This is a genomic window from Nocardia sp. SSK8, from assembly GCF_037034205.1.
Classification (GTDB): domain Bacteria; phylum Actinomycetota; class Actinomycetes; order Mycobacteriales; family Mycobacteriaceae; genus Nocardia.
In genome coordinates this window covers 29873-55599 of the sequence record NZ_JBAGKD010000011.1, presented here as the reverse complement: position 1 = coordinate 55599, position 25727 = coordinate 29873, and the positions used below count along the sequence as shown (strand labels likewise).

28 protein-coding genes are annotated in these 25727 nt (G+C 63.0%); 26 read left to right on the top strand and 2 right to left on the bottom strand.

Annotation, left to right across the window (positions count from 1 at the left end; all coding sequences use genetic code 11):
• The first annotated feature begins 296 nt into the window (after positions 1-296).
• The 14 genes from WA675_RS20165 to WA675_RS20100 all read left to right on the top strand — a co-directional run bounded on the left by WA675_RS20165 (position 297) and on the right by WA675_RS20100 (position 11486).
• A complete protein-coding gene (locus WA675_RS20165; RefSeq protein ID WP_336086217.1) occupies positions 297-980 on the top strand; it encodes a hypothetical protein in 684 nt (227 codons plus the stop codon).
• Positions 981-1677: 697 nt separating this feature from the next.
• The gene (locus WA675_RS20160) at positions 1678-2277 is read left to right on the top strand and encodes an ImmA/IrrE family metallo-endopeptidase (protein ID WP_336086216.1); all 600 of its coding nucleotides are present in this window, start codon (positions 1678-1680) and stop codon (positions 2275-2277) included.
• Between the two features lie 276 nt (positions 2278-2553).
• The gene (locus tag WA675_RS20155; protein ID WP_336086215.1) at positions 2554-3336 is read left to right on the top strand and encodes a PE-PPE domain-containing protein; all 783 of its coding nucleotides are present in this window, start codon (positions 2554-2556) and stop codon (positions 3334-3336) included.
• Between the two features lie 34 nt (positions 3337-3370).
• Entirely contained in the window at positions 3371-3601 is a 231-nt protein-coding gene (locus WA675_RS20150) for a hypothetical protein (RefSeq protein WP_336086213.1), read from the top strand.
• 19 nt (positions 3602-3620) lie between these two features.
• Positions 3621-3875: a hypothetical protein gene (locus tag WA675_RS20145; protein ID WP_336086212.1), complete on the top strand. Its 255-nt coding sequence runs from the start codon at positions 3621-3623 to the stop codon at positions 3873-3875.
• Between the two features lie 227 nt (positions 3876-4102).
• Positions 4103-4888, top strand: coding sequence for a peptidoglycan recognition protein family protein (locus WA675_RS20140; RefSeq protein ID WP_336086211.1), 786 nt, complete (start codon positions 4103-4105; stop codon positions 4886-4888).
• Between the two features lie 1050 nt (positions 4889-5938).
• A complete protein-coding gene (locus tag WA675_RS20135; RefSeq protein ID WP_336086210.1) occupies positions 5939-6817 on the top strand; it encodes a hypothetical protein in 879 nt (292 codons plus the stop codon).
• A complete protein-coding gene (locus WA675_RS20130) occupies positions 6796-7305 on the top strand; it encodes a hypothetical protein (protein WP_336086209.1) in 510 nt (169 codons plus the stop codon). The genes WA675_RS20135 and WA675_RS20130 overlap by 22 nt, the downstream gene beginning before the upstream one ends.
• Before the next feature lie 1129 nt (positions 7306-8434).
• Positions 8435-8809 (top strand): hypothetical protein, encoded by a 375-nt coding sequence (locus WA675_RS20125; RefSeq protein WP_336086208.1) that lies wholly within the window; start codon positions 8435-8437, stop codon positions 8807-8809.
• Positions 8810-8934: 125 nt separating this feature from the next.
• Entirely contained in the window at positions 8935-9576 is a 642-nt protein-coding gene (locus tag WA675_RS20120; RefSeq protein ID WP_336086207.1) for a hypothetical protein, read from the top strand.
• Between the two features lie 6 nt (positions 9577-9582).
• Positions 9583-10020, top strand: coding sequence for a hypothetical protein (locus WA675_RS20115; RefSeq protein ID WP_336086206.1), 438 nt, complete (start codon positions 9583-9585; stop codon positions 10018-10020).
• Between the two features lie 94 nt (positions 10021-10114).
• Positions 10115-10702, top strand: coding sequence for a phage tail tube protein (locus tag WA675_RS20110; RefSeq protein WP_278266192.1), 588 nt, complete (start codon positions 10115-10117; stop codon positions 10700-10702).
• A gap of 116 nt (positions 10703-10818) precedes the next feature.
• Positions 10819-11106 (top strand): hypothetical protein, encoded by a 288-nt coding sequence (locus WA675_RS20105; protein ID WP_278266193.1) that lies wholly within the window; start codon positions 10819-10821, stop codon positions 11104-11106.
• 92 nt (positions 11107-11198) lie between these two features.
• Positions 11199-11486 carry a DUF5361 domain-containing protein gene (locus WA675_RS20100; RefSeq protein ID WP_336086205.1) on the top strand — a complete coding sequence of 96 codons (288 nt, stop codon included), beginning with the start codon at positions 11199-11201 and terminating at the stop codon, positions 11484-11486.
• A gap of 5 nt (positions 11487-11491) precedes the next feature.
• On the opposite strand, the gene WA675_RS20095 is transcribed toward WA675_RS20100, so the two are convergent.
• The gene (locus WA675_RS20095; protein WP_336086204.1) at positions 11492-12046 is read right to left on the bottom strand and encodes a hypothetical protein; all 555 of its coding nucleotides are present in this window, start codon (positions 12044-12046) and stop codon (positions 11492-11494) included.
• A 150-nt stretch (positions 12047-12196) separates the two neighbouring features.
• Between WA675_RS20095 and WA675_RS20090 the strand changes: the two genes are divergently transcribed.
• The 9 genes from WA675_RS20090 to WA675_RS20050 all read left to right on the top strand — a co-directional run bounded on the left by WA675_RS20090 (position 12197) and on the right by WA675_RS20050 (position 21993).
• Complete coding sequence (locus WA675_RS20090; protein ID WP_336086203.1) at positions 12197-14128, top strand: hypothetical protein; 1932 nt, start codon at positions 12197-12199, stop codon at positions 14126-14128.
• A complete protein-coding gene (locus WA675_RS20085; RefSeq protein ID WP_336086202.1) occupies positions 14125-15018 on the top strand; it encodes a phage tail protein in 894 nt (297 codons plus the stop codon). Before WA675_RS20090 ends, WA675_RS20085 begins: the two co-directional genes overlap by 4 nt.
• Positions 15018-16583: a Gp37-like protein gene (locus tag WA675_RS20080; RefSeq protein WP_336086201.1), complete on the top strand. Its 1566-nt coding sequence runs from the start codon at positions 15018-15020 to the stop codon at positions 16581-16583. Before WA675_RS20085 ends, WA675_RS20080 begins: the two co-directional genes overlap by 1 nt.
• A 15-nt stretch (positions 16584-16598) precedes the next feature.
• Entirely contained in the window at positions 16599-17639 is a 1041-nt protein-coding gene (locus WA675_RS20075; protein ID WP_336086200.1) for a hypothetical protein, read from the top strand.
• 10 nt (positions 17640-17649) lie between these two features.
• Complete coding sequence (locus WA675_RS20070; RefSeq protein WP_336086199.1) at positions 17650-18726, top strand: hypothetical protein; 1077 nt, start codon at positions 17650-17652, stop codon at positions 18724-18726.
• Position 18727: 1 nt separating this feature from the next.
• Positions 18728-19771, top strand: a complete 1044-nt coding sequence (locus WA675_RS20065) for a hypothetical protein (RefSeq protein WP_336086198.1) — start codon at positions 18728-18730, stop codon at positions 19769-19771.
• A 32-nt stretch (positions 19772-19803) separates the two neighbouring features.
• Complete coding sequence (locus WA675_RS20060; RefSeq protein ID WP_336086197.1) at positions 19804-21093, top strand: hypothetical protein; 1290 nt, start codon at positions 19804-19806, stop codon at positions 21091-21093.
• Positions 21093-21539, top strand: coding sequence for a hypothetical protein (locus tag WA675_RS20055; RefSeq protein ID WP_336086196.1), 447 nt, complete (start codon positions 21093-21095; stop codon positions 21537-21539). The genes WA675_RS20060 and WA675_RS20055 overlap by 1 nt, the downstream gene beginning before the upstream one ends.
• 61 nt (positions 21540-21600) lie before the next feature.
• Positions 21601-21993 carry a hypothetical protein gene (locus WA675_RS20050; RefSeq protein WP_336086195.1) on the top strand — a complete coding sequence of 131 codons (393 nt, stop codon included), beginning with the start codon at positions 21601-21603 and terminating at the stop codon, positions 21991-21993.
• Positions 21994-22105: 112 nt separating this feature from the next.
• On the opposite strand, the gene WA675_RS20045 is transcribed toward WA675_RS20050, so the two are convergent.
• On the bottom strand, positions 22106-22528 hold the full coding sequence (locus tag WA675_RS20045; RefSeq protein ID WP_336086194.1) for a hypothetical protein: 423 nt from the start codon (positions 22526-22528) through the stop codon (positions 22106-22108).
• A 413-nt stretch (positions 22529-22941) separates the two neighbouring features.
• Between WA675_RS20045 and WA675_RS20040 the strand changes: the two genes are divergently transcribed.
• The 3 genes from WA675_RS20040 to WA675_RS20030 all read left to right on the top strand — a co-directional run bounded on the left by WA675_RS20040 (position 22942) and on the right by WA675_RS20030 (position 25622).
• Complete coding sequence (locus tag WA675_RS20040; RefSeq protein ID WP_336086193.1) at positions 22942-24036, top strand: polymorphic toxin type 44 domain-containing protein; 1095 nt, start codon at positions 22942-22944, stop codon at positions 24034-24036.
• Positions 24037-24119: 83 nt separating this feature from the next.
• Positions 24120-24572 carry a hypothetical protein gene (locus WA675_RS20035; protein WP_336086192.1) on the top strand — a complete coding sequence of 151 codons (453 nt, stop codon included), beginning with the start codon at positions 24120-24122 and terminating at the stop codon, positions 24570-24572.
• Positions 24573-25145: 573 nt separating this feature from the next.
• A complete protein-coding gene (locus WA675_RS20030) occupies positions 25146-25622 on the top strand; it encodes a hypothetical protein (RefSeq protein ID WP_336086191.1) in 477 nt (158 codons plus the stop codon).
• Positions 25623-25727 lie beyond the last annotated feature (105 nt).

The following is a 25727-nucleotide window of genomic DNA, read 5'->3' as shown; positions in this document are numbered from 1 at the left end:
CTTCGCTCGGGATCTTGTCCATCATCACTGATAGAGCGCGTAATGGTTTGTGGCGCCGAGGCACTGGGTAACGGGTCGGTCTCCTCCGCTTGACATCGCTGTTGCAACAACGTTGCATACAACGAGTGTTGGACCGTGGATCTCTGCAGGGGGAGCGGCTCGACTCTGATCAGGTATGCCGCCAGTCGGCATCACCTGGTGCAACAGATCTCGACCGAAGGAGTGTGTACATGGGTGCGAGCGGTGCCGAAACGGTATCGAGCCGCATGCGGGAGGATTCGTGTGGCGTAACGCCGTTGGACAGGTGGGCCGACGACGCCCACCTCTATCTCGACCGAGACACCGCCAGGGAGCTGGCGCGGACCCTCGGTGCGATCCCGGACCTGGCCGAGGATCTGTCGGACGCGCGGACGCGCCAGACCCGCTTCGGCGCGGTCGACTACCGCACCCGCAACGGCGCGCGGGAGCAGCGTCTGCCGTTCAATCCGGCCGCGGCCCGGGTGGAGGATGAGCTCCGGGCCGTGCTGGTCTCCTGGGTTCGGCTGGTGTGTGAGCAGCGTGCCGTCGAGTACTCGGGTGTCGTGAGTATCGCCGGTATGGCGGAATGGTTGCAGCGCAACATCGTCGCCTTCGCGATGACCGAGGGCGTCGAGCAGGCTCCCGGCGAGATCGCCGCGGCCGTCGCGGCCGCCGAGTCGGTGGTGTGCCCGCCCGCGGCGATGGCAGCGGCCGACGCCGAGCTCGTCGTCAAGGCGCGGTCGGTACGACTGAACATCTCCGGCATCTGCAAGCTCGCCGTGCAACTGGGCGAAGGCTTCCAGAACCTGAACGCCCGTCGCCTGCGCACGCTGCGCGAGGCAGGGCTGATCGCACCAGTGCCGGGCCCCTGGGCGCCCGACTGGCCGGAGCTGTTCGTCGTCGGCCAAGTGCTGGACGCGCACCGGAGCTTCCCGACACGACAGCGAGCGAAGAACGCGTAAGTGAATGCAGTACCAGCGGGGCGTCGGCCGATTGTGGCCGACGCCCCGCTGTCGTATCCGGTGCGCCGATCCGCTTACGCCACAGCGATATTCGTGGTGGTATACGCCTAGATCGGCCTTCGCGGACGGCTCTCACCAGGGCCTTCGGGAAATTTCGGAGCATGGGTTGACACCGTCGCATCGGTGATGGAAGATAGGTCCAGCGGGATGTTCTGTGCCCAAAAGTGGTTGGCGTCAACAACTTAAGTCGCGTATCCGCAGCTCACGAACAGTCCTGACGACTGCTCACTTTCCCTCGGACGTTAGAATGGTCCGGTGCTCTCGACCGAGAGTGTCCCACATTTCGGCGGTTGGATGAGGTCTTCTGTGTCAGGTGCATTCGATGCGTTCACCCCCGACGAGTCGGGCAGCTCCGCGGAAGACCCTCCACCTCGTGCGGATGAGCGCGGGTTCCAGGACGCGGAACCGGCGCAGCGCCGCAGTGTGTTTCGAGCCGGTCATGTCGACTTCTCCGACATCTGCCTCGAAGACCTACAGGTAGTGGCGGGGGCCGTGGACCGCTGGCGCGCACTGCGTCCGCCCTTCGTCGGGGCACACTCCACCTCGCGGTGAGCTCAGGACTGGCATCCGTCGCTGTCGGGGTGGCATGGATGCGGCAGGTCCTGTCGAGCAGCGAGCGTGAGAGTTGTGTATCCCCATGGGTGTTGAGGACGAGTCCGATGCGGAGATGCCGGACTTACCAGGTATAGCGGTGCAGCGCAACGGGTTCAATGCCCACGAGGTTGCGTTCAATCAAGGAATCCGGGTCGACTCGGTCATTGTGTACGACTTCGTCTCGTACTGGTCGATCGCCGATCGCGCGGTGCTGATTCAGGCCGATCTGTCGGGTCGGGTGCGCAACGAGGTGATCGCGCACTCGATCGCGCATATCGAGATGGCCGAGTCGCCGGAATTGTTGGCGGCATTGGACGGTGATCTGTGGCGTGGCCGGATCGAGATGCAGGTCCATCATGTCGTCGCGCAACGGTTGATCCCGCTGGCGGATCTGCGTGACGCGCTCGAGATCGGTACCCGACTCGCTGACGTGTCGGCGATCCTCGGAGTAACCGACTTCCTGCTCGGCTGGCGTTTGCAGCACCTCAGTGACGAGGATCTCGGCATGATCCCCGTGCACCTGCTGAATCGCCTCGGCTGGCTGCCCGGTATGCCGACCGAGTACCCCTATCGGTGCCTGTGGCCCACATCCAGTTCGGGACACGTGTTGACCCGGCTGGCCCCCGGCCGCCACCACAAATAGCTTTCACCACCCGAGAAGCCCTCGCTCCTGATCCCAGGAACGAGGGCTTTGTCATGGGCGCACCCGCGCCTCTGATCCCATGCGGCCTGCCCCCGAACGAAGCGCATTCGACCGAAGCGGGTTGAGAGCCTGCCGCATGCCCGCCCCTGACGCGCCCGTCTCCCGCGGTCCCGCGGTCGCAGACGACGCCGCCGCGCAGGGGCGTCCCGGTCCCGCTCCGGACAACACGTCCGGAGCGGGACCACCCATCCACGTCACACCGCAGAGAGGTCCGCCATGTCGTTCTGGTCCAGCCGCCCACCCCGTCCCAGCTGGGATTCCCGCACCGTCGACGTGCTGGTGGTCGGCGGCACCTGGAATCCGGGCGGCGACGGCGTCACCACCGCGTTCACCGACGCGCTGAACAAGTCGATCTTCACCACCCGAATGGTGCCCTACCCCGCCGACTACGGCACCCATGTGAGCTACACCGAGAGCGTCGCCGCAGGCAAACGAGCCTTGCTGGCCGCCGTCGACAGATCGCCGAATCCAGTTGTCCTAGCGGGATATTCGCAGGGTGCGGCGGTCGCGGGCGACCTGGCGGCAGAGATCGGCCGCGGTGACCACCCCGGTCGCGAAGTCATCGCCTGCGCACTGATCGCCGACCCCCGACGGCCCGCCGGAAAGTACCTGGGCGACAACGATCCAGGCGGATTCGGCGTGGTCGGCGAACGCCCGATCGACACCATCCCCACCTACTGGGCCGCCGCCCCCGGCGACCCGATCACCGCCCTGCCCGCGGGCAACCCCCTGCGCACCATCGCCGACCTGAGCGCCTTCTTCAGCCTCGCCGACGCCAACGCCGCCCTGCGGTGGGCGCAGAAGATGTTCGACACCGCGCTGCGAAACCAGTTGCAGCGCTGGTGGTCTCCGGCGAACTGGCGCGAATGGTCGGGCGCCGTCGCGTACGCCCGCGGCTATCTGGTCGACGGCCGCCACACCGACGACTACGTCCGCGGCGGCCACGCCCGCGCCCTGGCGCAAGCCCTGAACCGCGACATCGCCGAAGGCCGTATCTGACGGCGCGTTTCGCGAACCTTGGAAAGGAATCATCGTGCGTATCAGCAAGGTGCCCGAACCGGCACTTGTTCGTTCGGTACTGGTCGCCATCACCGGCGTGATCGCCTACCTGCTCGGCCGCGAGGTCGACACCGCATGGGTCGAGACACTGCTGACCCTCTACGGCCTGGCCACCCCGGTCATCGCCGGGGCGATCATCCGACCGGCAGTCACTCCCGTCACCGCGACGACAGACGAGGCATCCGGTGACGTGGTTAAGCCCTGAACTGATCCAGGCGACCGGTGTGGCCCTCGCGACCGTGATCGGAGCGGTGACCGCATGGCAAGCAAGGGAAGTCGCGAAGTTGCGCGAACGTGTCGTCGCCCTCGAGGAACAGGCCGCCGACGACAAGCTGCGTTTCCGTGACGCGATCCGCCTGATCCGTGCCCTGCAACGCCACATCGACGAACTGCTGGGCTTCCTGCGTCTGCACGTTCCGGGCCAGGAACCTCCGGCCGCGCAGTACAAGATCCCGGACTCTCTGCACGAAGAAATCTGACGGCACCCACGCGGTGCCTTCCCGAAACAGCATGCGGTCGGCCCCCGGAGAACACTCGACACAGTGCGGGATTCGAGCCCGCCGCATGCCGCGCCCCTGATGCGCCTGTCTCCCGTAGGTGGTCTGCGGTCGAGACGCCGCCGCAGCGTCAGGCGCGCCGGTCCCGCCCCCGGCACCTTCCCCTCGTCACCCGGGGGCGGGACCACCGAACCCCTAAGGAGAACCTCATGAGCTGGACCGGAGACCCGGTATGGCTGGCCGATGTCCTGCGCGAAGCCGGGCTCGACGTGATCGAACACGACGGCTGGCGTGACCGCGGCCACGGCGACTTCCGCGACATCCGCGGCGTCCTGTGCCACCACACCGCCGGCGGCGGCGCCAACGACTGGCGCATCGTCCAGAACGGCCGCCTCGACCTGCCCGGCCCCCTGGCCCAGCTGGTCCTCGAACGCGACGGCACCTTCCGCGTGATCGCCGCCGGTGTCTGCTGGCACGCGGGCCGCGGCTCCTGGCCCGGCTGGCCCACCAACAACGCCAACTACCACGTGATCGGTATCGAAGCCGTCTCCCGAGGCGACGGAACCGACTGGACCCCACCACAACTCGACGCCTACAAGCGCGGCTGCGCGGCCATCCTGGCCCGCATCGGCCGCACCGCCGAGGACTGCGTGGCCCACCGCGAGTACTCGAGCGAAGGAAAAATCGACCCCGCCGGTATCGACATGGACGAATTCCGTTCCGAGGTACAGGCCTTCATCGACGGAGAGGACGCCCCGATGAGCGCATCCGAAGTCAACCGGATCCAGGAATTCATCACCGCCTTTTGCGGCCCGATCGGCACCGACGTCAAAGACATCCGCGAACAGCTGTGCGGTAGCCAGCAGCGTGATGTGGGCATGTACGGCGGCTGGGACCAGCTCGACGGCATGACCGTCGTCGACGCCCTGGCCGACATCCTGGACCGCCTCAAGGCCCTCGAAGCCACCCCACCCGCCCTCCAGGAAAGGGGGTGAATCCCATGCTTCCCGTCCTCCTCCAGCTGCTCGAACTGGCAGTCGTGCTGGCCCCGGTCATCCTGCCGCTGCTCGGACTCTGATCTTCGCAGCGCGGAACCGAGTACACGGGCACGCCGCGGATCGATTCGTTGACCTTCTTCTTCACGCCCGGCCCGTGTACTCGGCCCGAGCCATTCTGTAAAGGCACTCACATTGGTGAACTCGGACGAAGTTCGCCCGCCTTCTGAGCCAGCAGTGTCTTGGGCTGCTGGTCGTTCCATGGGACTAGCAGCTCTTGCTCCGGCTGCCGGAGCATCACCTTCGGGTGGCTCCGACCGTGGCACAGGTGGACGCACCTACGATTTTCATGGAATGTCTGTGGCCGGTTCGGCACGGATGGTCGAACGCATCCAAAGCCGCAATCAGATGATCGCGGGGGTGTCTGTCGATCCCGGCATCTACGCCCAGCCAGCCGAACCACACGATGACATAGACCCCGGCATAATCGCTCCGGGCGAACCCGACATCTCCCACCGGAACCCTGACGAGCCCAACGACGCGCTCTATCGCACCGGCCCTGACCCTGGTACCGAGCAACCCGGGTCCGGTGGAGCAGGTGATGTTCCGTACTACGGAGGGGACTCCGGCCAAGGTGGCGCGGGTGGAGGCGGAAATTCCCAAAGTGGCCCCGATGACTCGCCGGGTACGACGGAACCCGCGCCGCGGCGGAACTCCATAGAGAACCCGCCCGGCCGAAAGTTGATGTGGAATAACGACGAGCCCTACTGGGACGACGGAACACCGGTCGACATCTGGCGAACCTATGAAAACGGGCAGGAGCGCGTCCACTACGGGTATCCCGTGCCCATCCCGGGCAGCCAGGACGACGCGTATCCAGTTCCCGCGCCGAGCACCGAACGCAGTGTGCCTCAGCCCGGGACGACTCCGGATCCGACGCGAGGGGACTCGCCTTCCGATCAGCCATCGAGTCCACGTGGAACCGAAAGCTCGCCGACCCAAGAGAAAAGGGACGTCCCGAACGGGCCACACAACGACGAGGCGGTTCCTGTGCCGGCTGCGGGTACCCAGCCAGGTGAAGGTGGCGGGTTCTCACCGCTGCCGCCTCCGCCCAACGTGCAGCCCCTGCGGGTACCGCCACCGCCCGAACTGAATCCTGAGACAACAAGCGAACCGGCCAACGAAGAGCAAGCCCTCCTCGAAAAGTTCCTACGTTGGCTCTCCGAATACCTTTCCACCGATCCGGGATTCTTGGAAAGCCTCATTCCGATATGGGGGCCTCTGCGCCAAGCCATCTCTGATGGATTGGCCGGCGACTGGACCGGATTCGCGGCGAATATCGGACTCCTAATTCTCGATGTAACTGGCATAGGAGCTCTGTGGCGTATAGGCGCAAAGATCCTAGCCAAACCATTCAAGTCAGCTGTTCCTGGACTTTTCGAAAGTATTGGAAGGGGCCTACAAGGTGTCGGACGTGAGATTCGTGACCTAGCGGACCGTTTGCCCTGGAGCCGAAACAGGCGCGAGGCTGCAGAACAAGCCAGGCGGGACACTGAAGCGCCGGAAGCGGGTGCGCCCCATAGAACGGAGACAGAACCGTCGACGCCGGTTCCGCATGAGGCGGAAACCCCTGAAGAACTAGCAAAAGATGTTGATCCAGAAGCCCTAGTGCTAAGTGGGGTTAATCAGAAGCACCTCAGGGAGCTGAAGCCGGATGGTCGTCCATCGAGACCCTATTTGACTTCGACCCAAATTATCAAGGAAATAATGGAGAACGGTACACTCAGGATCGACCCCGGTGGGTACCCTGGGGCAGTAAGATGGGACGCGCCAGGGTCGTTGAACGGCAAAGAAGGAAACTATGAATTGGTTATTGATACCAAGCGTAATGTGATCCTGCATTTCTTATGGAAACCAAGAAAAAAATAGGGAAGGTCTCGATTATGCGCTTTCGTGTCGAAGCTGGAGAGATGCTACACGGAGAACTTCGTTACGTTCACCACGAGTGCGCCATCGATTTCATTCCCGCCGATTCGGCTGACGTTTCGATGAGAATCGGCGATTCCGGAACGGAAAGTCTGTTAGTGAATGAGCTACAGTTGGCGACTTCGGTGGATACCGGGGAAGTGCTGTTTCCTTGGGGCTACTTGCCTAAACCGGGCTGGAGAATGACGCAGCTCCGCGCTCCGGTGGCAAACAATGGCCGAATCTTCCTCGTCTCGGAGGTGATGTCGCCGGGTGAGCCAAAAGATATAATTGAAGGGCGCTGGAACGTGGACTACGATGCTGACACCGGGTGGGTCAAGGTGCATCGTGGTGCTGGTGGTGGACAATGCGTATCTATCGCACCCGGGGTTGTAATGGATATCGTGGACGGCATTCTTGAATCGGTATGGCTGAATCCTGAATTCAATTAGAGAGTTGTCATGGACGCTCCCGGGTAGAGCTGGTGAAAGCCACGCGATCGTAAACATTCAGCCCGGATCCACCGACGTGGATTTATGAATGATTCCTGGCCGTCGGCCCGGAATCATTCCGTGTGTGGGCAGCCGATACCCGGGCTGTGAAGGACTACCCAGCTCCGCCTGAGCCCATTCCGCTTCCCCGTGCTAATTTGTTCCAGACGGAGAGTTGCCTGTACCAGTGCAGGCGCGACCATGGTTCGATAATCTGGAGCAGATCGCGGTGGCCCACGGTACCACCGTGAAGGGTATGGGTAAGGGACCTTCTGCTGAGGAACGCACCGGCATACAGATCTGGGACAACAACGATGCGAGCTATGACCTGATGACGATGGACCAGGTGAGAATGGTAAAGTCTGAATTCAGCAAGAAGAGATTGCCGTTATTCGAGACTACTATGCGGTGGTCTACGCCGCCTCCGCGGCTAGGGTCGAATTCGGCAGTGCGCGTTCCATAAATCCCAGCGCTATCCAGCGCGCTCAGCTTATGGAGTTCTACCTGAAGAACTGGGAGTATGCGTGATACTGAAGGAGTTGGGTATACGCGAGATATCGAAATTTCGCCTATATGCAAGAAGGTGTGAGTTGAAGGTTCGATTCGAGCCGTCGGGACATGAATAGACGATCGCGGAGGGGCATTTCTGGATATCTCGGTGTGGCCGCTGAATGTCGATAGAATAGACGAGTCCGAACTTACCTTGGATTATTGGGAGGATGAGCTGGTAATCGAGCAGCTTAGCTGTTTGCTGTACGCCGAGGACCCGACTGGTATGGATGTAGGTGTGTAGGTGCGGTTTCATTTTATGAGCGCTGTTTCCGGCCGTACCGTGAAAATAGATCAGGACGCGGGTATGCCGGAGGTGCCCGACCCTGTTGATGTTTCGATCGAACCGGTCCGTCGTGCTGACTGTGAATAAGACGATATCCTTTTCATCGTCGAATGCAGCTCGGATGAGATGCGGATCATTCCGGGTTCCGTCGACCTCAATGTGAAGCGTTAAGGTCATGTCTCATGTCTCATGTCTCATGTCGCGGTGAATTATCCCCGTTGTTTCGGGACGTCTTGAGACGCATGATGTTTGGTCGTGGTCGACGAATTGTTGAGGCGGCTGGTACCGGACGATCCTCGAGTCGGGCGAGGTATTCGACACGATGTGTTTGCGCTTGAGGAGCATGCACTTGGCGTGGCTTCCGTGTTTAGCGATCTGGAGATAACGCGTGAAATTCAGAATCAGTGCTCAGTCGAACGATCTGACGTCATGTTCGAGCCGGGTGGCGCACTCCTTGAGCTGCCATTGAACAGCTACATCGACATCGAGTGGACGTCGCCCGCGGCGGGCTGTGAAGATGAAATCGGCGAGGTGCAGAACCTGGAGACGATTGTCGCAATCTGGCAACCTAATGGCTGGAAGCGCAAGGTCGTTCTTGAATCGGGTGACGAATTCGGCACGCTTTGTTAGCGGTTTTGCTATACCCGCATGCGGCCGTGATCGGCCGCTAGTAAAGTAGCTCAATATTTTTAGCAGAAAGCCCAGTGCGGTAGGTCTGGGCTTTTTTGATGCCCAAAACCGGGAGGCTACACGATATGTCTGATAAGGAAATCATCGATTCAATCGAATTCCGTGACGAGGTACCGCCGAAAACTGGATACGTACAGACCGAATCCGGGCAGTTGGTGACGCCGGAGTTCCTCGCGCTGCTGCAGCAAACGCTGTCGGGCAAACTCGCGGAGGCGGACCAGGACGACGAGCTCGATCCTCAGGTGCGTGCGCTGGCTGAGGAGCTGTCGGTCATCCACCTTCCTGCCTGGCAGAGCAGAGTCGGCCGCAAGCTCGCTGAGCCCACTGTTACGTCGATCAAACAAGCTACGCGCGTTGCCGAGTACCTGGTAAAGCGAGGTGTTCGCGTGCACCCAGAACTCGAGACCATCCGGTGGATCCCCACTCCTGCTGGGCCGCCAGGTGCGTTCGACACCGGAACGCACATCACACCGAATGACGATGGCAGTTGGCCGGATCCGGATCCGGAAGTCTTCTACGACCTCGCCGACATCGACGTTCGGCAAACCGACGAAGGAATGTGGTCCGCCACGCATCCCCGCGGATTGGCAGTGGAAGGTCCTACCAAGACCGATGCGTACGCGGGGATTGTCGAAGTCCTCCGCGAGCGGATCAATACGGCACGAAGGGCCGATACCAGCCGCAACCAACCTAATGAAGATTGGTGAACACCCATGCTTGAACGAGTTGTATTCGCTGATATCGAAGAGGCACTCGTCGACTACCTCTCCGCGGAACTTGCGGATCTCGCTGATACCGCCGCGGTGGTGACGCGAATCCCCGACCCCCGGCCTGCTCGCATGGTGCGAGTCGCCCGGAACGACCGCAAGGCCAGGCTCGACGTCGAGGACCGGGAGGGACGTCGTGGTGCGCACCTCGCATTCGATCGTCCTCGAATCGTCGTCGAATGTACCGATGATGCCGGAAGCGCCGCGATCCTGGCGGCGAACGTGCGAGCGATCGTGACATCTCTGGCGCCGGGATACATCGGCGAGATCTGGTGCGACAGCGTCGAAGACGCCGGCGGTGAGAACGACACCGACCCGCAGACCGACGCGCCCCGATACACAGCCATTTTCGACCTGATCGTGCGAGGCAAGATCCTCGCCTGAGACTTCCCGGGGAACTACACACGCGGTAGTTCCATTCGGGAGGAACAACAACTGAATACCGAAACGACAAGAAATCTGAAGGGAACTCACTCTCATGGCTCTGCCTTCCAGCAAGTTCATCGGCGCCGGCACCCCCAACCTCGCGGTCACCGGTGGCGTCCTGGTCGCCCCGCTGTCCACCGCGCTGCCGACTTCGGCCGCCGGCGTGCTCGACGCCGGCTTCACCCCCCTCGGCTACGTCTCCGAGGACGGCATCGAGTCGATGGGCGAGCGCAAGGTCGAAACCGTCAAGGACTGGAACGCCGATATCATCGCCCAGCTCCAGACCGAGCACTCGGTCCGCTTCGGCCTCACTCTCTACGCCGTGTGGGACCAGGATGTGCTGAGCGAGGTGTTCGGCCCGGACAACGTGACTGTCACCCCGGCCGACGCCACCAACGGCACCCGCATCGACGTCCACGAGACGGGCGCTGTGCTGCCGCACCGTGCCTGGATCTTCGACATGATCAACGAGGACAAGAAGCTGCGCATCGTCCTGCCGAACGCCAAGATCTCGGCGGTCAAGGAGAAGAAGTTCGTCTCCAAGGAGCTGGCCGGCTTCACCATCACCGTCGAAGCGTTCAAGAACGACGCCGGTATCAAGGCGTACCGCTACCTCGACGACGGCATCAAGACTGCCTGACGAAGTTCTTCCTGGGGTGGGCCGTCCGCACGTCTTGCGGCGGCCCACCCCGCAGGGTGACGGCCAACAGCCTCCACCCCTTCTGCACGTACTGCATCACCTGAAGGAAGTATTCCGTGAGCTCCCCCAAAGCGCCTGTTCAGCCCACCTTTAGCAAAGTGAAGGAGGATTTCGTCGAACGAGTCGGTCAGGTGGAGGTTCGCCTCCCCTCGCTGACGTATTTGAAGCCCGGGCTGGTCCGCCGAGTGCGCCGCCTCGGTATTGCCGATGCGTTCCACACCATCATCGAACTGAGTGTGTCCGCTGATGTCCTCGCGGTACTCGATGAAATGGACCACGACGAGTACCACCACCTACTCGAATCCTGGCAGCGTCACTCGGGTGTGCGCCTGGGGGAATCCTGAGCCTCGATGCGCTCTGTGAAGAGCACAGCGAGGCCATCGAATACGACCTGATCCTGCTGGGGTTGCGCCTACGTCAGCTGGGCACGGAGACGTTGAACTGGGGGGATCTCAAGGCGATCGTCGGCTACAGCCCGAGGACCTCCGCGCTGTACCGCGCCCGCAACCGCGGCGAGCACGAATGGCATCTGGACCGCATGCTGCTGGCTGATATGGCCGATTCGCTCCGCTGGCTCGTGTGGGCGAAGTCGGCAGACGCTCAGCACGGCCGGAACCGTCCGGAGCCGATTCCGCGGCCCGGAGTGAAGCCGACGGCCGAGCGAATCGGAAGCCCGATGGGGATCGGAAACGTCAACGAATTCCTGGGATGGGATCAGGGCTGACGGCTCTACGGGATGTTGAGTGGTATCGCATCGGCAGGATCCCCCGGTGTGAAAGGGAAGCAGGGCGATACGGCAGTGAGGACCAATAGTTTTTCCTGTAATACCTGCATGTTCATCGAGTAGTGATCAGGGGTGACCCCCTCGATGACGTTGGTTTCGTAATCCACCGAATGTAGTCCAGCCTTGTATGATACTTTCCAGCCCATTTGTCGCCATGAATTCATGAACTCTTGGAGTCCGGCTTTGCCGGTTGCTCCTTCGACCTGATATGAAGTCATGAATCGGTGGGGGGGATCGACCGCCAATTTGTCCAGCACGCAGGATGGCCGTGATGGCGCCAATGAATTATACCCGGTGAGTGAGATTTCGAATGCAAATGCGCTGACCATTGAGCGGACGTGCGCGATTGTAATGTCCTGAGCGCGACCGGCGGTCAGATCTTTGTCGACCGGAACGTCTCCGAGGTACGTCAGTTCGGGGGCGCGCCGCCATCCGTCGGGGTTGTCGGAATCATCAGAGCATGAAGTGGCGATAACGGTGCAGATGATAAGTAACGTCATGCGGCGTGCGTAAGCATGCTTGGCGTGAATTGAACGTCGAGTAATCAAGACCCATGCCTGTCTGGAGCGGACTGTCGCAGAACGATACCACGCGAACGCCGGGGGCATAGCAACGAAAATCTTCTATATTCAGTCAGGAGATGGTGTCCCATGGCGCCAAAAGATCCGAAGAGCGATAAAGACGACACCAGTATGTCGACAGTCGAAATGTTTACCGGGGTGCCGCCTGGCTCGATGGGTGGCAATCAGGGGTCGAGTAGCGATATGGCCACCGTGAACATGTTCACCGGTGTGTCGCCTGCTCCGCAAAGTGCCGGTGGCTCGTCGACCCCTCCGCCCGCGGGTGGCCTGGAGGATGTAATCGTGATGACGACATCCGGGAAGCCATCGGCCGGTGAGACGGTAGAGCTGCCGAGTGGAACCGAGTGGTCGGTCGGTGAGACCAGGTCGGAGACGATCGAAGTGCCCGGGAAGACCCCGTTGGTCGTCGATCGGGGGTATGTACCGCCTGCGGCCGATTCATACGCTGGGCAATTCGACGGCGCGCGCCTCGGTTCCTCGGCCGACGTGTTCCATGATGTCTTCAAGCGCTGGCCGGAAACCGACGCGGATTGGTCGACCGCTGTATTTCTGAATCCCAATAGCTACACGGAAAAATATGGCGGTGTGGGTCCGAGTATCCAGGCGGTCATGATCAATCCGGTTCCAGGAAAGGGTGTAGTACGCGCCACGCATTTCATCGAGCAGTTCGACGTATACAACCCATGGCCTGGGCGGCTCAGCTGGGAGGATTTTGCTGGCGGTGACTTCAGCTTCCCAGAGGATCGCGGCGACAACCGGACGGCAGATCCGAATTTCGACCCTGAGTCCGGCAAGATCTCGGTAATCATCGATTACGAGAACGGAATCGTCGTCATGCGGCAGAATCCGTCGGTTGCAGTCCGTGGTGGTGACGTTGAGGTGGCCACGCCGCAAGCGACTATCTGGCAGAGTCCTGACGGTGAAATCAGGATGAAATACAGCGGTCGGGATGGATTCCTTCCCTCGATGGGCGAAAAGACCGGAACCGTCAATGGCGATATCGTAGTGACGCCCGGTGAAAATGGTGTGGAACTCAGTGGCGTTCGTACCGACTACCCGTCTTTCGAGGCATACCACGATACGCCCGGCAGTCCTGTCGAGACGGCGCTGATCGATCCCGCCGCATCGGGAGCCAAGCACGGCCCGATGGTGAACTTGTGGTTCCAGCACGAATTGCCTGGAGGCGAGGCAGCACTGGATCGGTATCGGCAGATTATAGTCAGTCCATGGGGCGGCCCTGCGATTCTCGCGGATGTGCCCGGTGGCGTAAAGCTTGGTCCGGTCGACGATATTCCCCGAGTTCCCCGAGCCAACGGCGGATTCGTCTCGGGTCCCGGCGGGTCTACCGAGGATTTGATTGCGGCATGGTTGTCCGATGGTGAGTATGTCGTCAACGCGAAAGCGGCACGGCAGTTCGGTGGAATTCTCGAAGCGATAAACAGTGGCGACTTCTCCGCGCTGCTGAGGACTTTCGCGCCGCAGACCGATGGCGGCGGATTGCCCGAGCTTCCATCGATAGACACAGACGCTCTGTTGTCCGGAGGTGCCGAGGCCGGTCTTTCCGGCGGATTGTCCGGCGCGCTTTCCGGGTTGGAGAACGGTGGACTGATCGGCGGACTCACGGGTGGGATACAGGGCGCGGCATCAGCGGCCGGAAGCCAGATCGGCTCGAGCATCGGCGCGGCGATCGGCACGGCCGTCGGTGGACCTGTCGGCAGCGCGATCGGTGGTGCGCTGGGGTCGGTCGCCGGCTCGGAAGTATTGGGTACCGCCGCCGAATTCATCACCAAACCAATCGAATACGCCGCGGAAACAGCGAAGGAAGTGATCGGGACCGGGTTCGGGCTGGTCGATCTGGCGGAAGGCCCGGGTGCGCACACCGCGCGCGGAGATATCTACAACTTCAATGGCATGGACCCGAAGAGCGCTGCGGTAGCGGTGGAGCGGGTTCGTCGGCGTCGGGTTCTGGCGCAGCAGCGTGGAGGAGGTTTGGGGCGGTGACGCACCAGCTTTTGAATGATCAGGGCACCAAGATCGTGGTGTGGGATGTGAACGGTCGCGCGTGGCATCTATCGGGCGCGAACGCCGGGCGGGAGGGTGTGCGGCTGTCGGCGCAGACGGGCTTCATGTTCGCGCCGGTCGAGTTGCTTGTCTCCGAAGGTGCGCGCCAGGACGGCGCGACGTTCATGCGATCGGTGCGGTCGAAGCGGGAATGGGACTTCGTGGTTGTGATCACCGGTACCGGCGGGGCCGGTCGGACGGATCCGGTCCGGGAGTTCCATGCCGTACATGACGCGTGGTTCCGTGGTTGGTCGACCGACAAGCCGGCGACGGTCGGCTACTTCACGCGGCACCAGGGTTGGCGGTTCCAGAAGGTGCAGCTCGACGCGGCGCCGGAGCCGGTGGGTGATGTCGATCCCGCTCGCAATCGGCTGGTCGCCTACAAGATGTCGGCCGCGGCGATGGACCCGCTGTTCGGGCACTTCGAGGAAAACTCGGTGTGGGAGAACAGCGCCGGTGCCGGGGAAGGTGTGGTTCGGGTGCGTAACGCGGCGGACCAGCAGGCGTGGCCGCGATACACGATGAACGGCCCCGGTCGGTGGGCGATCCTCGATCCGCTGGCGGGTGACGACCTGCGCTTGGTGCAGACGCCGCGCCTGGCCGAAGGCGAAGTGCTGCGCATCGACACTCATCCTCGCCACCGCACCGCGCGACTGTATTCCGATGACGCTCCCGGTGGTCGCAATGTGTGGGCCCAGTTGGCCGGACGCCGTTGGCTGGCACCTGTCGAACCGTGGTCGACTACCGAGATCCTGGTGCAGGTCGAAGACGGCACCGTCGACTCGAGCATCATCGCCTCGGTGAGCCCCCGATCCTCGAGGCCCTTCTGATGAGCGCGGTGGCCTGGGATCCGCATGCCGAGTCGCGTCGGATGGACGAGGCGGTCCGGCTCGAGGGAGAGCAGGCGCGCAGCCAAGACGTTCTGGTCCGGTACTGGAACAAGGACATGGAGGAAGTGGGGGAAGAGCACAGCTATCTGTCGCTGGAATTCACCTACCCCCGCAATGCCGCCGGTGGACTGAAGATGCTCTGTCCACGGGACATGGAGCATTTCGATCATCTGTTCAACAACGATGATCTCGAGGACGCGACGATCCCGATTACAGTGAACACCAAGGGATTCCGGTGGGACGGGTACATCACGAAGGCTTCGATCGTCCGTGATGAGCACGGTGTGGAGACCGTCGACATCGAGGCGATTCACGCCTGGAACCATGTCTCGACGATCTGCTGCTGGGCGTCGCCGTTCGCGCCGATCCTGGCGCAGTTCCCACGGCATCACATCATGTTCGGTCCGGTGCGGTCGATGGTGACCGCCTACCTGACGATGAACCTGATGCGCTTGCAGGGAAACACCACCTTCCCGATCGCGGTCGTCCCTGTCGATCCGCTGACCGACACCAGCACGTGGAGTGCGGCGTCGGCACGATTCGATATGGCGGACAAGCTGTTCCAGCCGATGCTCGAGGATTCGGGCGTGATGCTCACCGCCCGCTTCTTCCTGCCGGGCGAGGACGAACAGCCCGCGCCGGAATGGTTCTACCTCGATAAGCCGACCGTGGTCCTGGAGACTGTGGACAAGTCCGGTGTCACCGGTCCGACCGGCACGCTCCTGGACGGAATCATCTCCTGGATCGAGGATTTCGCGGATGACGGGACCACTCCGGTCCGGTACCCGCGATTCGACTCGACAACCGAGTACGAGGCCATCTACGGCCAGCCCGGCAAGTTCGGCACGGTCAAGAACTTCCCCTGGGTGTGGTACTTCGAAGGCGAATACTCCGGGATCGGGCCCTCCGAGGTCGCTCTGCACAAGCCGACCGCTACAGATGTGATCATCGGCGGACGCTCTCCTGGCTGGGTCAACGCCGGCATCGAGTACGCGATCAAGGGGCTGTTGTCGCTGATCGGCTTGGACTTCCTGTATCGCGGGCAGCTCGACGACATCTTCCTGGCTTGGATGGTGTATCAGGACAAGGCGCGCATCGACCGCGCCGGGCCCTACGCGTTCCGCGAGCTCTACATCACCGGCAGCGACAAAGCCTTCACTCTCGACGGCTTGGTCGCGGGCAGACAGGGATTGCACCTGACCCGCGGCTACACCAGCCACAAGGTGACGGTCGAGGACAACGCGCCCTATCTGCTCGGTCGCGACTTCGGCCTCGGCGACCAGATCGGCTTCGCGCTCGGCGACCAGGTCTTCACCGACTTCGTCACCGAATTCACCTTCATCGACAACCGGGAAACCGCGGCGACCTGGCAGATCACCGTCGGCGACGGCTCCGACGAGGAGGACTCGATCGTGAAGGCCTGGCAGCGCCTCGGTCGCGTGGCCTCGGCGATCAAGGACCTGTCCACCGATGTCGGTGCCGACCTCGACCTGCTCATTATCTGATACACGGAGGAATTCATGGCGGACATCAGTTTTCCCGCCCATATCACCGTGGCCCGTGAGACCGATATCGACGGACTTCCGATTCTCGATGCCGAGATCACCGTGTCCGACGATATCGCCGCCCTCGAACTGCCTCCGGGCCCCGCTGGGGAACAGGGCAGGCCGGGTCGGCCGGGGACCACATTTCGCAAGATGGGGGAGATCGCCAACGCGGCCGCCCGGCCTGGGGGGCTCGGTGCCGAGCACCGTGGCCACTGGTGGCACCGGCTCGACGACGACGGTATGGATGTGTGGACCGGCGTCTCCTGGCAGCACTCGCCAGCGGCTGTAGGGCCGAAAGGTGTCGTCGCGGAGACGACTTCAGTCGTCGCTGTGACCACGCCGCCGGATGAGCGGCTGACCGCTCCCGCGGTGCAGATCGAATCCGTCGGCGGCGTGCAGCGGATCACCGTGAACGCGCCTGCTGGGCCGCGTGGTCCGGAAGGACCGCCCGGAGAGTCCGGCCCGATTGTCGGCGCATCCGACTACGACAGCTCGTCGGGCCCATCGCACGGTGGCGTGTTCGCCTACCACCGCGCGGGCGGCAAGTTCGTTCCGGCCCCGGCACCGCTGGGTGCGGGGCCGTGGTCCTGGTACGAAACGGGATTCGTCGAGACGACGGAGGTCACCGCCAGTCGACTCACCGTCGCGACGTTCACGATTCCGGCGCAGCCGTTCGCCTGGCGTCCCATCGTGTACGGCCACCTGTACGTCGGCGCGGCCGTGACGGCATCGAACTACGGCCAGGGCACCGTTCGCCTGCACAACGCGCAGGGTCAGGTGCTTGCCACGACGCTGCCCGTCGCCGGGCCGCGGACGATCTGTCTGCCGCTGATTCCGACGTATAGCGAGGAGCAGGCGACGCGCAACATGTCGCCTACCTCGACTTACGCCACGGTCGCGGCCGGGCAGTCGGCGAATCTGGTCGTCTCGGTGGAGCGCAGCCAGAACGGCGCCGGTGCGATCAGTTTCAACAACACCCGATCATCCCTGGTCGTCTACGCGCGACCGATCTGAAGGAGGTGACATGTCCACCATCAGCGAATACTTCGAGTCCGCCCGCATCAGGGGCATCGATGAAGGCATCGAGAAACCCGGCGTCCTGCAATCGATGCACGCCACCCCGCGCGACGGCGCCCTGGAACTGATGACCGGTCCGCCCGGCCCGGCCGGTCCAGCGGGTGAAGCTTGCCGTCCATTCCGATGGGAAGGCGACATCGCCGATCCCGCGGCGCTGGCGAGCCTGGCGAGCCGGCTCGGCCCGGCACAGGCGGGCCGGGCTTGGCGGGTGCTGTCCAATGACGCGCTCATGTACTGGAACGGCACGGGATTCGACTCCTTCGCCGAGGCTTTCGGTGCGGTCGGCCCGTCCGGCGACCCCTGTGTCATCTCCCTCGGCGTCGTCGAAACCGGAGAACCCGGCTCGACGCTCGAGGCGACGATCACCGGGACAGCTCCCAACCTCACGCTGAATCTCACGGTTCCCCGAGGAGTCAAAGGTCAGCGTGGTGTGCCGGGTGGGCCGGGGCCGCTGCGGAACGCGCCCGACTACGCCGACAGTACCCATCCCGACGGCGCCGTACCCACCTGGAACGCCGCCACCGAGAAGTGGACGCCGACCCCGCATCCGGGGCTTCGTGGTCCCTGGTCAGTCGTCGAGTCCCAATCATGGGACGGCACAGCGGGGTTCGCTGCGTCGGTGTCGTCGATCTCGGCCGCGACCTACACCGTGGCGACGCTGAACATCCCGGCACAGGACACCGCCTGGCGTCCGATGGTCTCCGGCGGCGTTTTCACCCGGCCGCTGAATAGCTCCTTCGAGAACCGAGTCGATACCGAGGTTCGACTGGGGTCGACCTCCGGCCAGATCGTCGCGCTGGGTTCCGGCGTCACCGCCGGTGCGGGCGCATACAGCCGGATTCAGAGCTTCTTCGGCACCACGGTGACTCCGGACAGTTCGGTGGGTGTGGTGCCAGCTGGTGAAGCGGCACAACTGCATGTGGTGTTGCGTCGCAATCTGGGCACGGCGGACTACCACTACTCCCGCGGAAGCGCGCAGCTCGTCTGCTGGGCGCAGCCGGTCGTTCCCCCGATGGAGCTGTGACATGACCGAGAATCCCGTATTCGATGACGACATCATGATCACGATGCGCGCCGTGGCCGACTCGGTGGGATTGCCCTACACGGTGAACCCGGTCGAGCTGGTCGACCGCGAAGCGGTGGTCGAGGTGCGTGAGGGGCCCGCGGGTCCGCCCGGACCGGAAGGTGACCGGGCCTGGCCGTGGGAATGGCAGGGCGATATCGCCGATGTGGACGCTCTCCGCGCGCTCGGCCTGACGACAGCCGACGCGCGCAAAGCATGGCGAGTCGTGTCCGACAACGCTGTGTACTTCTGGACAGGCATGGAATTCATCGCCTTCGGCAATGCGTTCGGCAAGCGTGGTCAACGCGGCCCAGCGAGCCGGATGACCGGTTCCGGCGTGGCCGGACCGGCCGGGTCCGCCGCCACGGCCCAGCTCATCGGCGAGGCGCCGGAGCAGCATCTCGAAATCACCTTTCCCCGTGGCGAAGTCGGTGACCCCGGTGAACCCGGCACGGTCGGGCGCATTCAGGACTCGGCGGATGTCCTGGTCGATGCCGACCATCTCCTCGGCCAGAATTTCGTGCTGTCCTGGGACGCCGCGTTGCAGAAGTTCACTCCGGTTCCCAGTCCGCGGCTGATGGGACCGTGGGCGATCGGTCAAGGTCAGTTCAACGGTGGCTCCAACCTCGACGACGCCCACCGTGTGCTTGCCTCGATCACCATTCCAGCACAGCCGATGGCGTGGCAGCCGGTGGTCGAGGGCATCGTCGGAGTTGCCAGTAAGCCGACCGACCAGTCGACCGCCTGCCACATCGAGGTCCGTCTCGGAGACCCGAAAGAGGGCGACCTCGTCGGACTCGGGGTCGGTTCGCCCGCAACCACATTCCCGGTCGCCATGGTCGCTCCCGCCTTCGCGCAACCGGTCTCCCCGGAACAACCACTCGCGGTTGTGCCCGCGAACCGGACCGTGACCCTCTACGTCGTAGTCCGGCGCGCCTACGGCACCGGCCGCTACACCGTCGGATCGCACGGCGCTCAGATCATCGTCTACGCCCGCCCGGTCTGACCTCCTCAACCCTCTTCGAAAGGCAGCACATCATGGCTGATCTATCCCCGCTCGAGTACGGCAAGGTCGTCGGGCGCTTCCTCGCCAACGTCGCCGATGGGCCCGACATCGGTGACCTGCCCGAGTTCCCGCCGCTGGCCGGCCGGGTGATCTTCACCGCCGACGCGCCGAAGGTGCTGGTGGCAGGTGGTGAACCCGCGCCCGCCACCTATGTCCAGTTGCCCAAGCACTACGAGTGCCAGCTCGACGAGTTCGGCTATCTCACCTGGCGTGGCGCCCGCGGGATCCGGTTGGTGGCTCCCAACGGCGCGACCAACCCGAGCGACTGGACCTGGAAGGTCTCTTTCGACCTCAGCTACGACGGTGATCCGGTTCCGCTCGACCCGTTCAGCTTCACCGTCAGTGTCTACCAGCCGGGGCCCGACGCGGAGAACCCCGATGCTGGGTCGACCGGTCTGGTCGACCTCACCCTCGTCTCGCCGGTCCCCGCGAGTGCTGGCAACGCTGTGGTGCGCGGTGAGCGTGGAGCAGGCATTCAGGTCGACGGCCAGGCAGCCACCTATGCCGAGCTGCCCGCGTCGCCGCCGGACGGTTCCCAGTACGTCGTCGCGGCAGACGGACTGCTGTACGTCTATCACTCCGCCGAGGGGTGGACGCCGGACGGCGCCGGAATCGTCGTCCGCGGTCCCGCCGGAACCACCACTTGGAGCGGCATCACCGGTAAACCCGCGACGTTCCCTCCTGCCATCGGCTCCACCGCGACGACGGCTGTGGCCGGTGACGACCCGCGTCTCACCGACGCGCGCACCGCGCTCCCGCACGCCCATCCGGTCAGCCAGATCGCCGATGCGACCGCGACCGGCCGGAGCCTGGTCACCGCCGCCGATTCCGCGGCTGCGCGGACCACGCTCGCGGCGGTCGCCGACAACGACCCGCGACTCACCGATTCGCGGACGCCTACCCAGGCTGGTCAGGCCTACGACATCGCGTTCAAGTCGCACACCGGGGCCAGGAAGGTCGGCGCGGGGAACGTGATGCCCGAGGGACTGCGGATCGAACGACCGCTCAGCATCTCTTCGATCACCTACCGGGGGGAGACCGCCGGTACCGGCAACCTGGTGGTCGAGCTGCGCAAGAACGGGACCGCGCTGTCGGGCAGCGCGGCGACGATTCCCGCTGCCACGCACGGCGCTGACACCGTGGTCTCCACGGGCGGCCCCTGGGGCTTCGCGACCGGAGACCGGCTGACTGTCCATGTCACCACTGCCGACAGCCCGGCGGGCCGTGGGCTCCAGGTGAGCCTGAAAGGGGTGACCGCCTGATGCAGCTCCTCGTCGTCGCTCCCACAGTCGCTACCGGGGCCGGAATGGACAAGAGCGGAACTCAGCTGGTCAGTGCCAATAGCAGCAACGTCAAATTGACCAGCTGGGTCGCGCGGTCCGGCTACGAGGAATCGAGCATCGTGTCCGACGAGCTGGTGCTCGGGGAGGACCTCGCCGCCGTCATCCGGTGCCGAATCTCGCTGACCGCGGCGTGGAGCCCGTTGACCGGTGCACTGCAAGTCAGCCTGGTTCGCAACGGCACGGCCCTGGCGACAGAGTCCTTCGCGTCGGGGAGCAGTTCGCTCACTCTTGCCGATGTCCCGCTGAATCTCAGTAGCGGCGACCGGATTTGGGTCCAGATGACGAACACCACCTCGGTCCCCTACAACCGCGACGCCACGGTGCAGGCCGGTTCGACGACATACCTGACTGTCGACGCGGCCTGAATCCACACGCAGGCGGCAGTCGACTCCGGCTGCCGCCGTCCGAACGAACAGGAATGAAGCAATGGCGAAACTCGTCCGCATCGCGGTCAGGTCCGATTCCGCATGGACAACCATCCGGGTGCCCCGGCAGGCGCGACCGGTTCGCGCACGCCGGACCTCGCTCGGTGGTGGAACCGGCTGGCCGCCGCCCACGGAACCGAACCCCGAGAACGTCGTCTACAACACCTACTGGGAGGTGCCGAGCAACGCTGTCGCCGGGGAGGAGACGTACCTGATCCGTCGCGGCATTCTCCCGGATCCGGCGCCCACCGGCCCCGAACAGCCGCCGCGTGATGAGGTCAGCGAATCAGGGCTATCCGGAGCCACAGCGCTTTTCGCCGATGACTCCGAGTTCTTCTGGATCTATCGGGATCTGTTCCAGTCAGGCGGCGGATACCCGCCCAACCAGCCCTGATCGCCGGAACTCGAACGTGACTCGGTAAGACGTGCACGGCGGGATGGGGTGGCAGCGACGCCCGGTGCCACCCCACCGCTGGTTCCCGATGGGTCTGGTCTGGTCCGTGTGCTCACGCGCAGCGCCATGAACCCGTGACGTGCACCCAATCGGAGCGCGGCGTTCCACTGGTATTCAACCAAGCGTCCAGCGTTCCGCTCATGCGATCTGCGGCGAAAGTGACTGCTGAACGATAATCGGGATCGTCCATGTGTGCGGCCCGAATCGTGCCGAATTCGCCAGCATCGACATCGATCATCACCTCGTCCGGATTCACTGGTTCCGCGTGGCCAGGAATTCTCGAATTCTGCGTGTACGAGATCTTCACCTGGACCAGCTGCCCGCTTCCGGTATAGCCAAGAATGATCGCGGCGTAGTGCAGCATCGGCTCGCTCGGCCTGCCGTCGCCCAGTGCCGCACCCGTGTCATCGTCCGGAATGCATTGCGTGTGGTCGCCAGCGGAGAACTCTCCTCGCGCTACTGCATCTTCCGGCACGGCGAGGAGGGCATCTCTCATATTTCCGGAGAACCCGCCGGTGAAATGCAACGAGACCGGCAGTGCTGTATGCGGTTCGGCGTCGTCACAGGCACCTGAATATAGGGCGAGAGCAGCGATTAACAGTGACCCTGATATCGACCGATATTTCAATTCTTGTGCAACCGATCCATGGCGACGATAGAGAGTTCGATTCTATCATGCGCCGTTGCCTGTCGTGCTGGACCGAATCCGGTCGATGCTGATCCATACTCGTAGATGTAGACGGGAGAAGGTGAATAAACCCGCGCGAAAGTCATGGTGAGCCTCCGGATCTGGGTCCAGATGGCGAATAAGATTTGATTCTTCCTGCACGAGGATCAGCGATCAGGCTGACACTTCAGTTCTTTGAAAAGTCCGAGGGTGGACAACGAATGGAATTTTCCTCCTCCGAACCGCGCCAGGGTTGGCTCGAGTCGATGGCACCCGCGGTTGCCTACCTCGGCTCCACTCATGAATCAGGTGGGCGGCGTCGAGTCCATAACTACTTCGCAATGACCCCCACATCGGCCGGGCGGCAGATCGAACGGATGGATTCCGTGGAAGCCATGGTGAATGCCGTGGTTTCGCGGGCATTGACCGAGCTGGCCGACACCGCGAACGTGGCGTTTCCAGAAATGGAAGCGCAGAACGGGTCGGAGTTCGGGAACGTTCAATTCATTGACAACCCCCAACCTTCGAATCCGGGCTCCGACGAATCCGATACGGGCAACCGTCCAACAACGGCGGACCGTAGGCAACTTGCTCAGGAAGAGCTCCAAGAGGCCATCGAGCTGAAGTACATGGGAATTCGCCATCTCCCGGGTACCCGAATCAGTATCGATGACGTTATCGAGAAGCGGGTCAAGGAGTTAAACAAGTGGAATCAGCTGGCGGAAACCCAGATGAAACTGTCCGACTATTCTGTCAGTGAGCAGCGCTTCAATGATGCGGAGTCCTACATGTTCGACGAGATGATTCGAAATGTAAATTCTGACGAGGTGTCTCGCATGTCTCACCTGAATGACCACGAGTGGTGGGAGGCGCTATCACCCAGCACCTCGGACGAAGTGGCGGCGATGCTCGCGTTCAAGAGCATGGTAGAGGTCAACGCGCCGTGGGATCACAAGCCGCTACTCAAGGAAAAATTCGATCTGGCGGACGAGAACGACTTCTACTTCAAGGATCCTACTCAGGATCGCGCAGTGTTCTATGACATATATTCGAATATCCACTACGGGTACGTGGGCAACGCCGCCGGATTTCCGGAAGATACGTTGATGTGGGCGGCGAACCTCCATGACGGCTCAACTGGAGCCAATGACGTCGGAGACGACATTACGATGAAGATTGGATACGATCTTTACGAGAAATACGGTAGAGACATTACTCGTGAGCAACTGCGCGACGGCATCAGGCAGGCCATGCTGGAAATGGACAAGGCGATGAGCGATGGCGAGCGCGTTACGCAGCTCAGAACTACGAGATAGTTGAAGAAGTTCGCGTGCGCCGGTAGTCTTCCGTGGGGTAATGGGTCCACCGCAGCTTTCGGTGGGGTTCGTATCCGATCGGGATGGCGGCTGAATTTTTGATCGAGCATGAAGTTCGTGACCGGGACTCGGGGTTCACATGGTATCGCGTTCGCCGAGTAGTTATGCTTGTTGTCACCACTCTGGGTGCCGGCTTCGTGACATCCAGTGCGATCAATGGTGCGGTGGCCAGGAGTTGGCAAGATTGCAGGGTGGGGGGACCCGGCGAGGGCTTCACTCTGTTGCTGATGTTCATCCCGAATGCGGCTATTGTATCGCTGTGGTGGGCGGCTTCGTCGTGGATCGGGTATTCGCTCGGTGCGAGGGCCTCCACTGCTGTGCGCTGGATGGTCATATCGGTATTGGGGTCGGCCGGCTCGCTCGGATTCTTCTGGATGATGATGGTGTGGTTGCACGATCCGGGCGGGAACGTATCCAGTGAATACTGTCGGCCGGAGAACATTCCCCCATGGTGGCCCAGCTGGATTCCTCTGTGAGCAGTCACAGTGCGGGGGTGAGTGCACGCACGGTTGTGTCGAGGTGGCTCAGTGTGCGCGGGTCCGATGATGTATTCGGTCATTGCCGCCTGAGCTCGCGTGCACCCGCAGGCGGATCTGACTACCGCGCGTTCGATGGGCTCTGGACGCGGATATACCGTGAGCCCGAACGGCCCGCACTTCGACTGGAGGCCGTTTTCTTGTGTGCGCCCGGAGACCGCGAAGCGGGCAAGGCTATCGTCCCGCAACCCGAGCGTGCAGTGGCTCGTGTTCGGTGGCGACGTGACGGCGGCCGCGTCGGTGTCGGCTGGTGTGAAGAGTATCGGCGCGATGATCGCTACAGGTGTGATCCTGTGCTGGTCCTCGTGGCGCGGAGAGTGTTGGCGCCGTTCGCCGCCACCGGTGTGCGGGCGGAGTCCGGGCCGTGAACAGTTGTCGCGCACCGGCATCCGCTCGATGCAGCTGATAGGCTGAGCTTTCTCAGATGCATCGAAAGATGTTGATGGCCAACCGTTATGGCGCCGTTCGGGGGCAGGGGGCGGGATGTGTCCTCCTTATGTGAAGGAGAAGAAGATGCGAAGGCTGGCTGTGGGGATAGCGTTCGCCGCTGTGCTCGGTGTCGCTGGGTGTAGTGGAGAGGAAGCGGCGCCCGCGCAGGCGACTGCGCCGGAACAGTCCGCGGTTCCGGGTGCGCCGGTCTCGCAGGAGAAGCAGCAGGACGTGCGGATCACTGCCTCGGCGACCCCGTTCGTTCCCGGTGTCTTGGATCAGGGTGCCCCGGCTACCGCGGTGCTGGTGCTTGTCGAGAACACCAGCGCCGACAAGGTGGTGAAGGTGAACCCGCTCTACTTCTCCATCACCGACAGTGAGGGCGGCAAGCACTCGGTCGAGCTCGGCCTGGGCGACGATCAAATCGGCGCCGACGAGTTGCAGCCCGGTGAGAAGATCGAGGGCACCATCGCGGCCGAAGGTTCTTTCACCGCGGCCAAGGTCACCTTCAAGCCCCTGTTCGGTGCGAATGTCACCGTGAATGTGACTCCCACGCAGTAGTCGCATGTGCTCGGCACCTGGCCACCTCGGGTATATGAGCTGCGGCCTGAAACGCGGGCTGGATGTCACTACTACCCCTGCCTCGACTCGACCAGAGGGCGGCCG

What these genes read in the sequence shown, in the direction of transcription:
- WA675_RS20160 (WP_336086216.1), top strand. Translation starts at nt 1,678, where the DNA reads ATGGGTGTTGAGGACGAGTCCGATGCGGAGATGCCGGACTTACCAGGT.
- WA675_RS20155 (WP_336086215.1), top strand. Translation starts at nt 2,554, where the DNA reads ATGTCGTTCTGGTCCAGCCGCCCACCCCGTCCCAGCTGGGATTCCCGC.
- WA675_RS20140 (WP_336086211.1), top strand. Translation starts at nt 4,103, where the DNA reads ATGAGCTGGACCGGAGACCCGGTATGGCTGGCCGATGTCCTGCGCGAA.
- WA675_RS20130 (WP_336086209.1), top strand. Translation starts at nt 6,796, where the DNA reads ATGGAAACCAAGAAAAAAATAGGGAAGGTCTCGATTATGCGCTTTCGT.
- WA675_RS20120 (WP_336086207.1), top strand. Translation starts at nt 8,935, where the DNA reads ATGTCTGATAAGGAAATCATCGATTCAATCGAATTCCGTGACGAGGTA.
- WA675_RS20115 (WP_336086206.1), top strand. Translation starts at nt 9,583, where the DNA reads ATGCTTGAACGAGTTGTATTCGCTGATATCGAAGAGGCACTCGTCGAC.
- WA675_RS20110 (WP_278266192.1), top strand. Translation starts at nt 10,115, where the DNA reads ATGGCTCTGCCTTCCAGCAAGTTCATCGGCGCCGGCACCCCCAACCTC.
- WA675_RS20095 (WP_336086204.1), bottom strand. Translation starts at nt 12,046, where the DNA reads ATGACGTTACTTATCATCTGCACCGTTATCGCCACTTCATGCTCTGAT.
- WA675_RS20090 (WP_336086203.1), top strand. Translation starts at nt 12,197, where the DNA reads ATGGCGCCAAAAGATCCGAAGAGCGATAAAGACGACACCAGTATGTCG.
- WA675_RS20080 (WP_336086201.1), top strand. Translation starts at nt 15,018, where the DNA reads ATGAGCGCGGTGGCCTGGGATCCGCATGCCGAGTCGCGTCGGATGGAC.
- WA675_RS20075 (WP_336086200.1), top strand. Translation starts at nt 16,599, where the DNA reads ATGGCGGACATCAGTTTTCCCGCCCATATCACCGTGGCCCGTGAGACC.
- WA675_RS20070 (WP_336086199.1), top strand. Translation starts at nt 17,650, where the DNA reads ATGTCCACCATCAGCGAATACTTCGAGTCCGCCCGCATCAGGGGCATC.
- WA675_RS20065 (WP_336086198.1), top strand. Translation starts at nt 18,728, where the DNA reads ATGACCGAGAATCCCGTATTCGATGACGACATCATGATCACGATGCGC.
- WA675_RS20060 (WP_336086197.1), top strand. Translation starts at nt 19,804, where the DNA reads ATGGCTGATCTATCCCCGCTCGAGTACGGCAAGGTCGTCGGGCGCTTC.
- WA675_RS20055 (WP_336086196.1), top strand. Translation starts at nt 21,093, where the DNA reads ATGCAGCTCCTCGTCGTCGCTCCCACAGTCGCTACCGGGGCCGGAATG.
- WA675_RS20050 (WP_336086195.1), top strand. Translation starts at nt 21,601, where the DNA reads ATGGCGAAACTCGTCCGCATCGCGGTCAGGTCCGATTCCGCATGGACA.
- WA675_RS20040 (WP_336086193.1), top strand. Translation starts at nt 22,942, where the DNA reads ATGGAATTTTCCTCCTCCGAACCGCGCCAGGGTTGGCTCGAGTCGATG.
- WA675_RS20035 (WP_336086192.1), top strand. Translation starts at nt 24,120, where the DNA reads ATGGCGGCTGAATTTTTGATCGAGCATGAAGTTCGTGACCGGGACTCG.
- WA675_RS20030 (WP_336086191.1), top strand. Translation starts at nt 25,146, where the DNA reads ATGCGAAGGCTGGCTGTGGGGATAGCGTTCGCCGCTGTGCTCGGTGTC.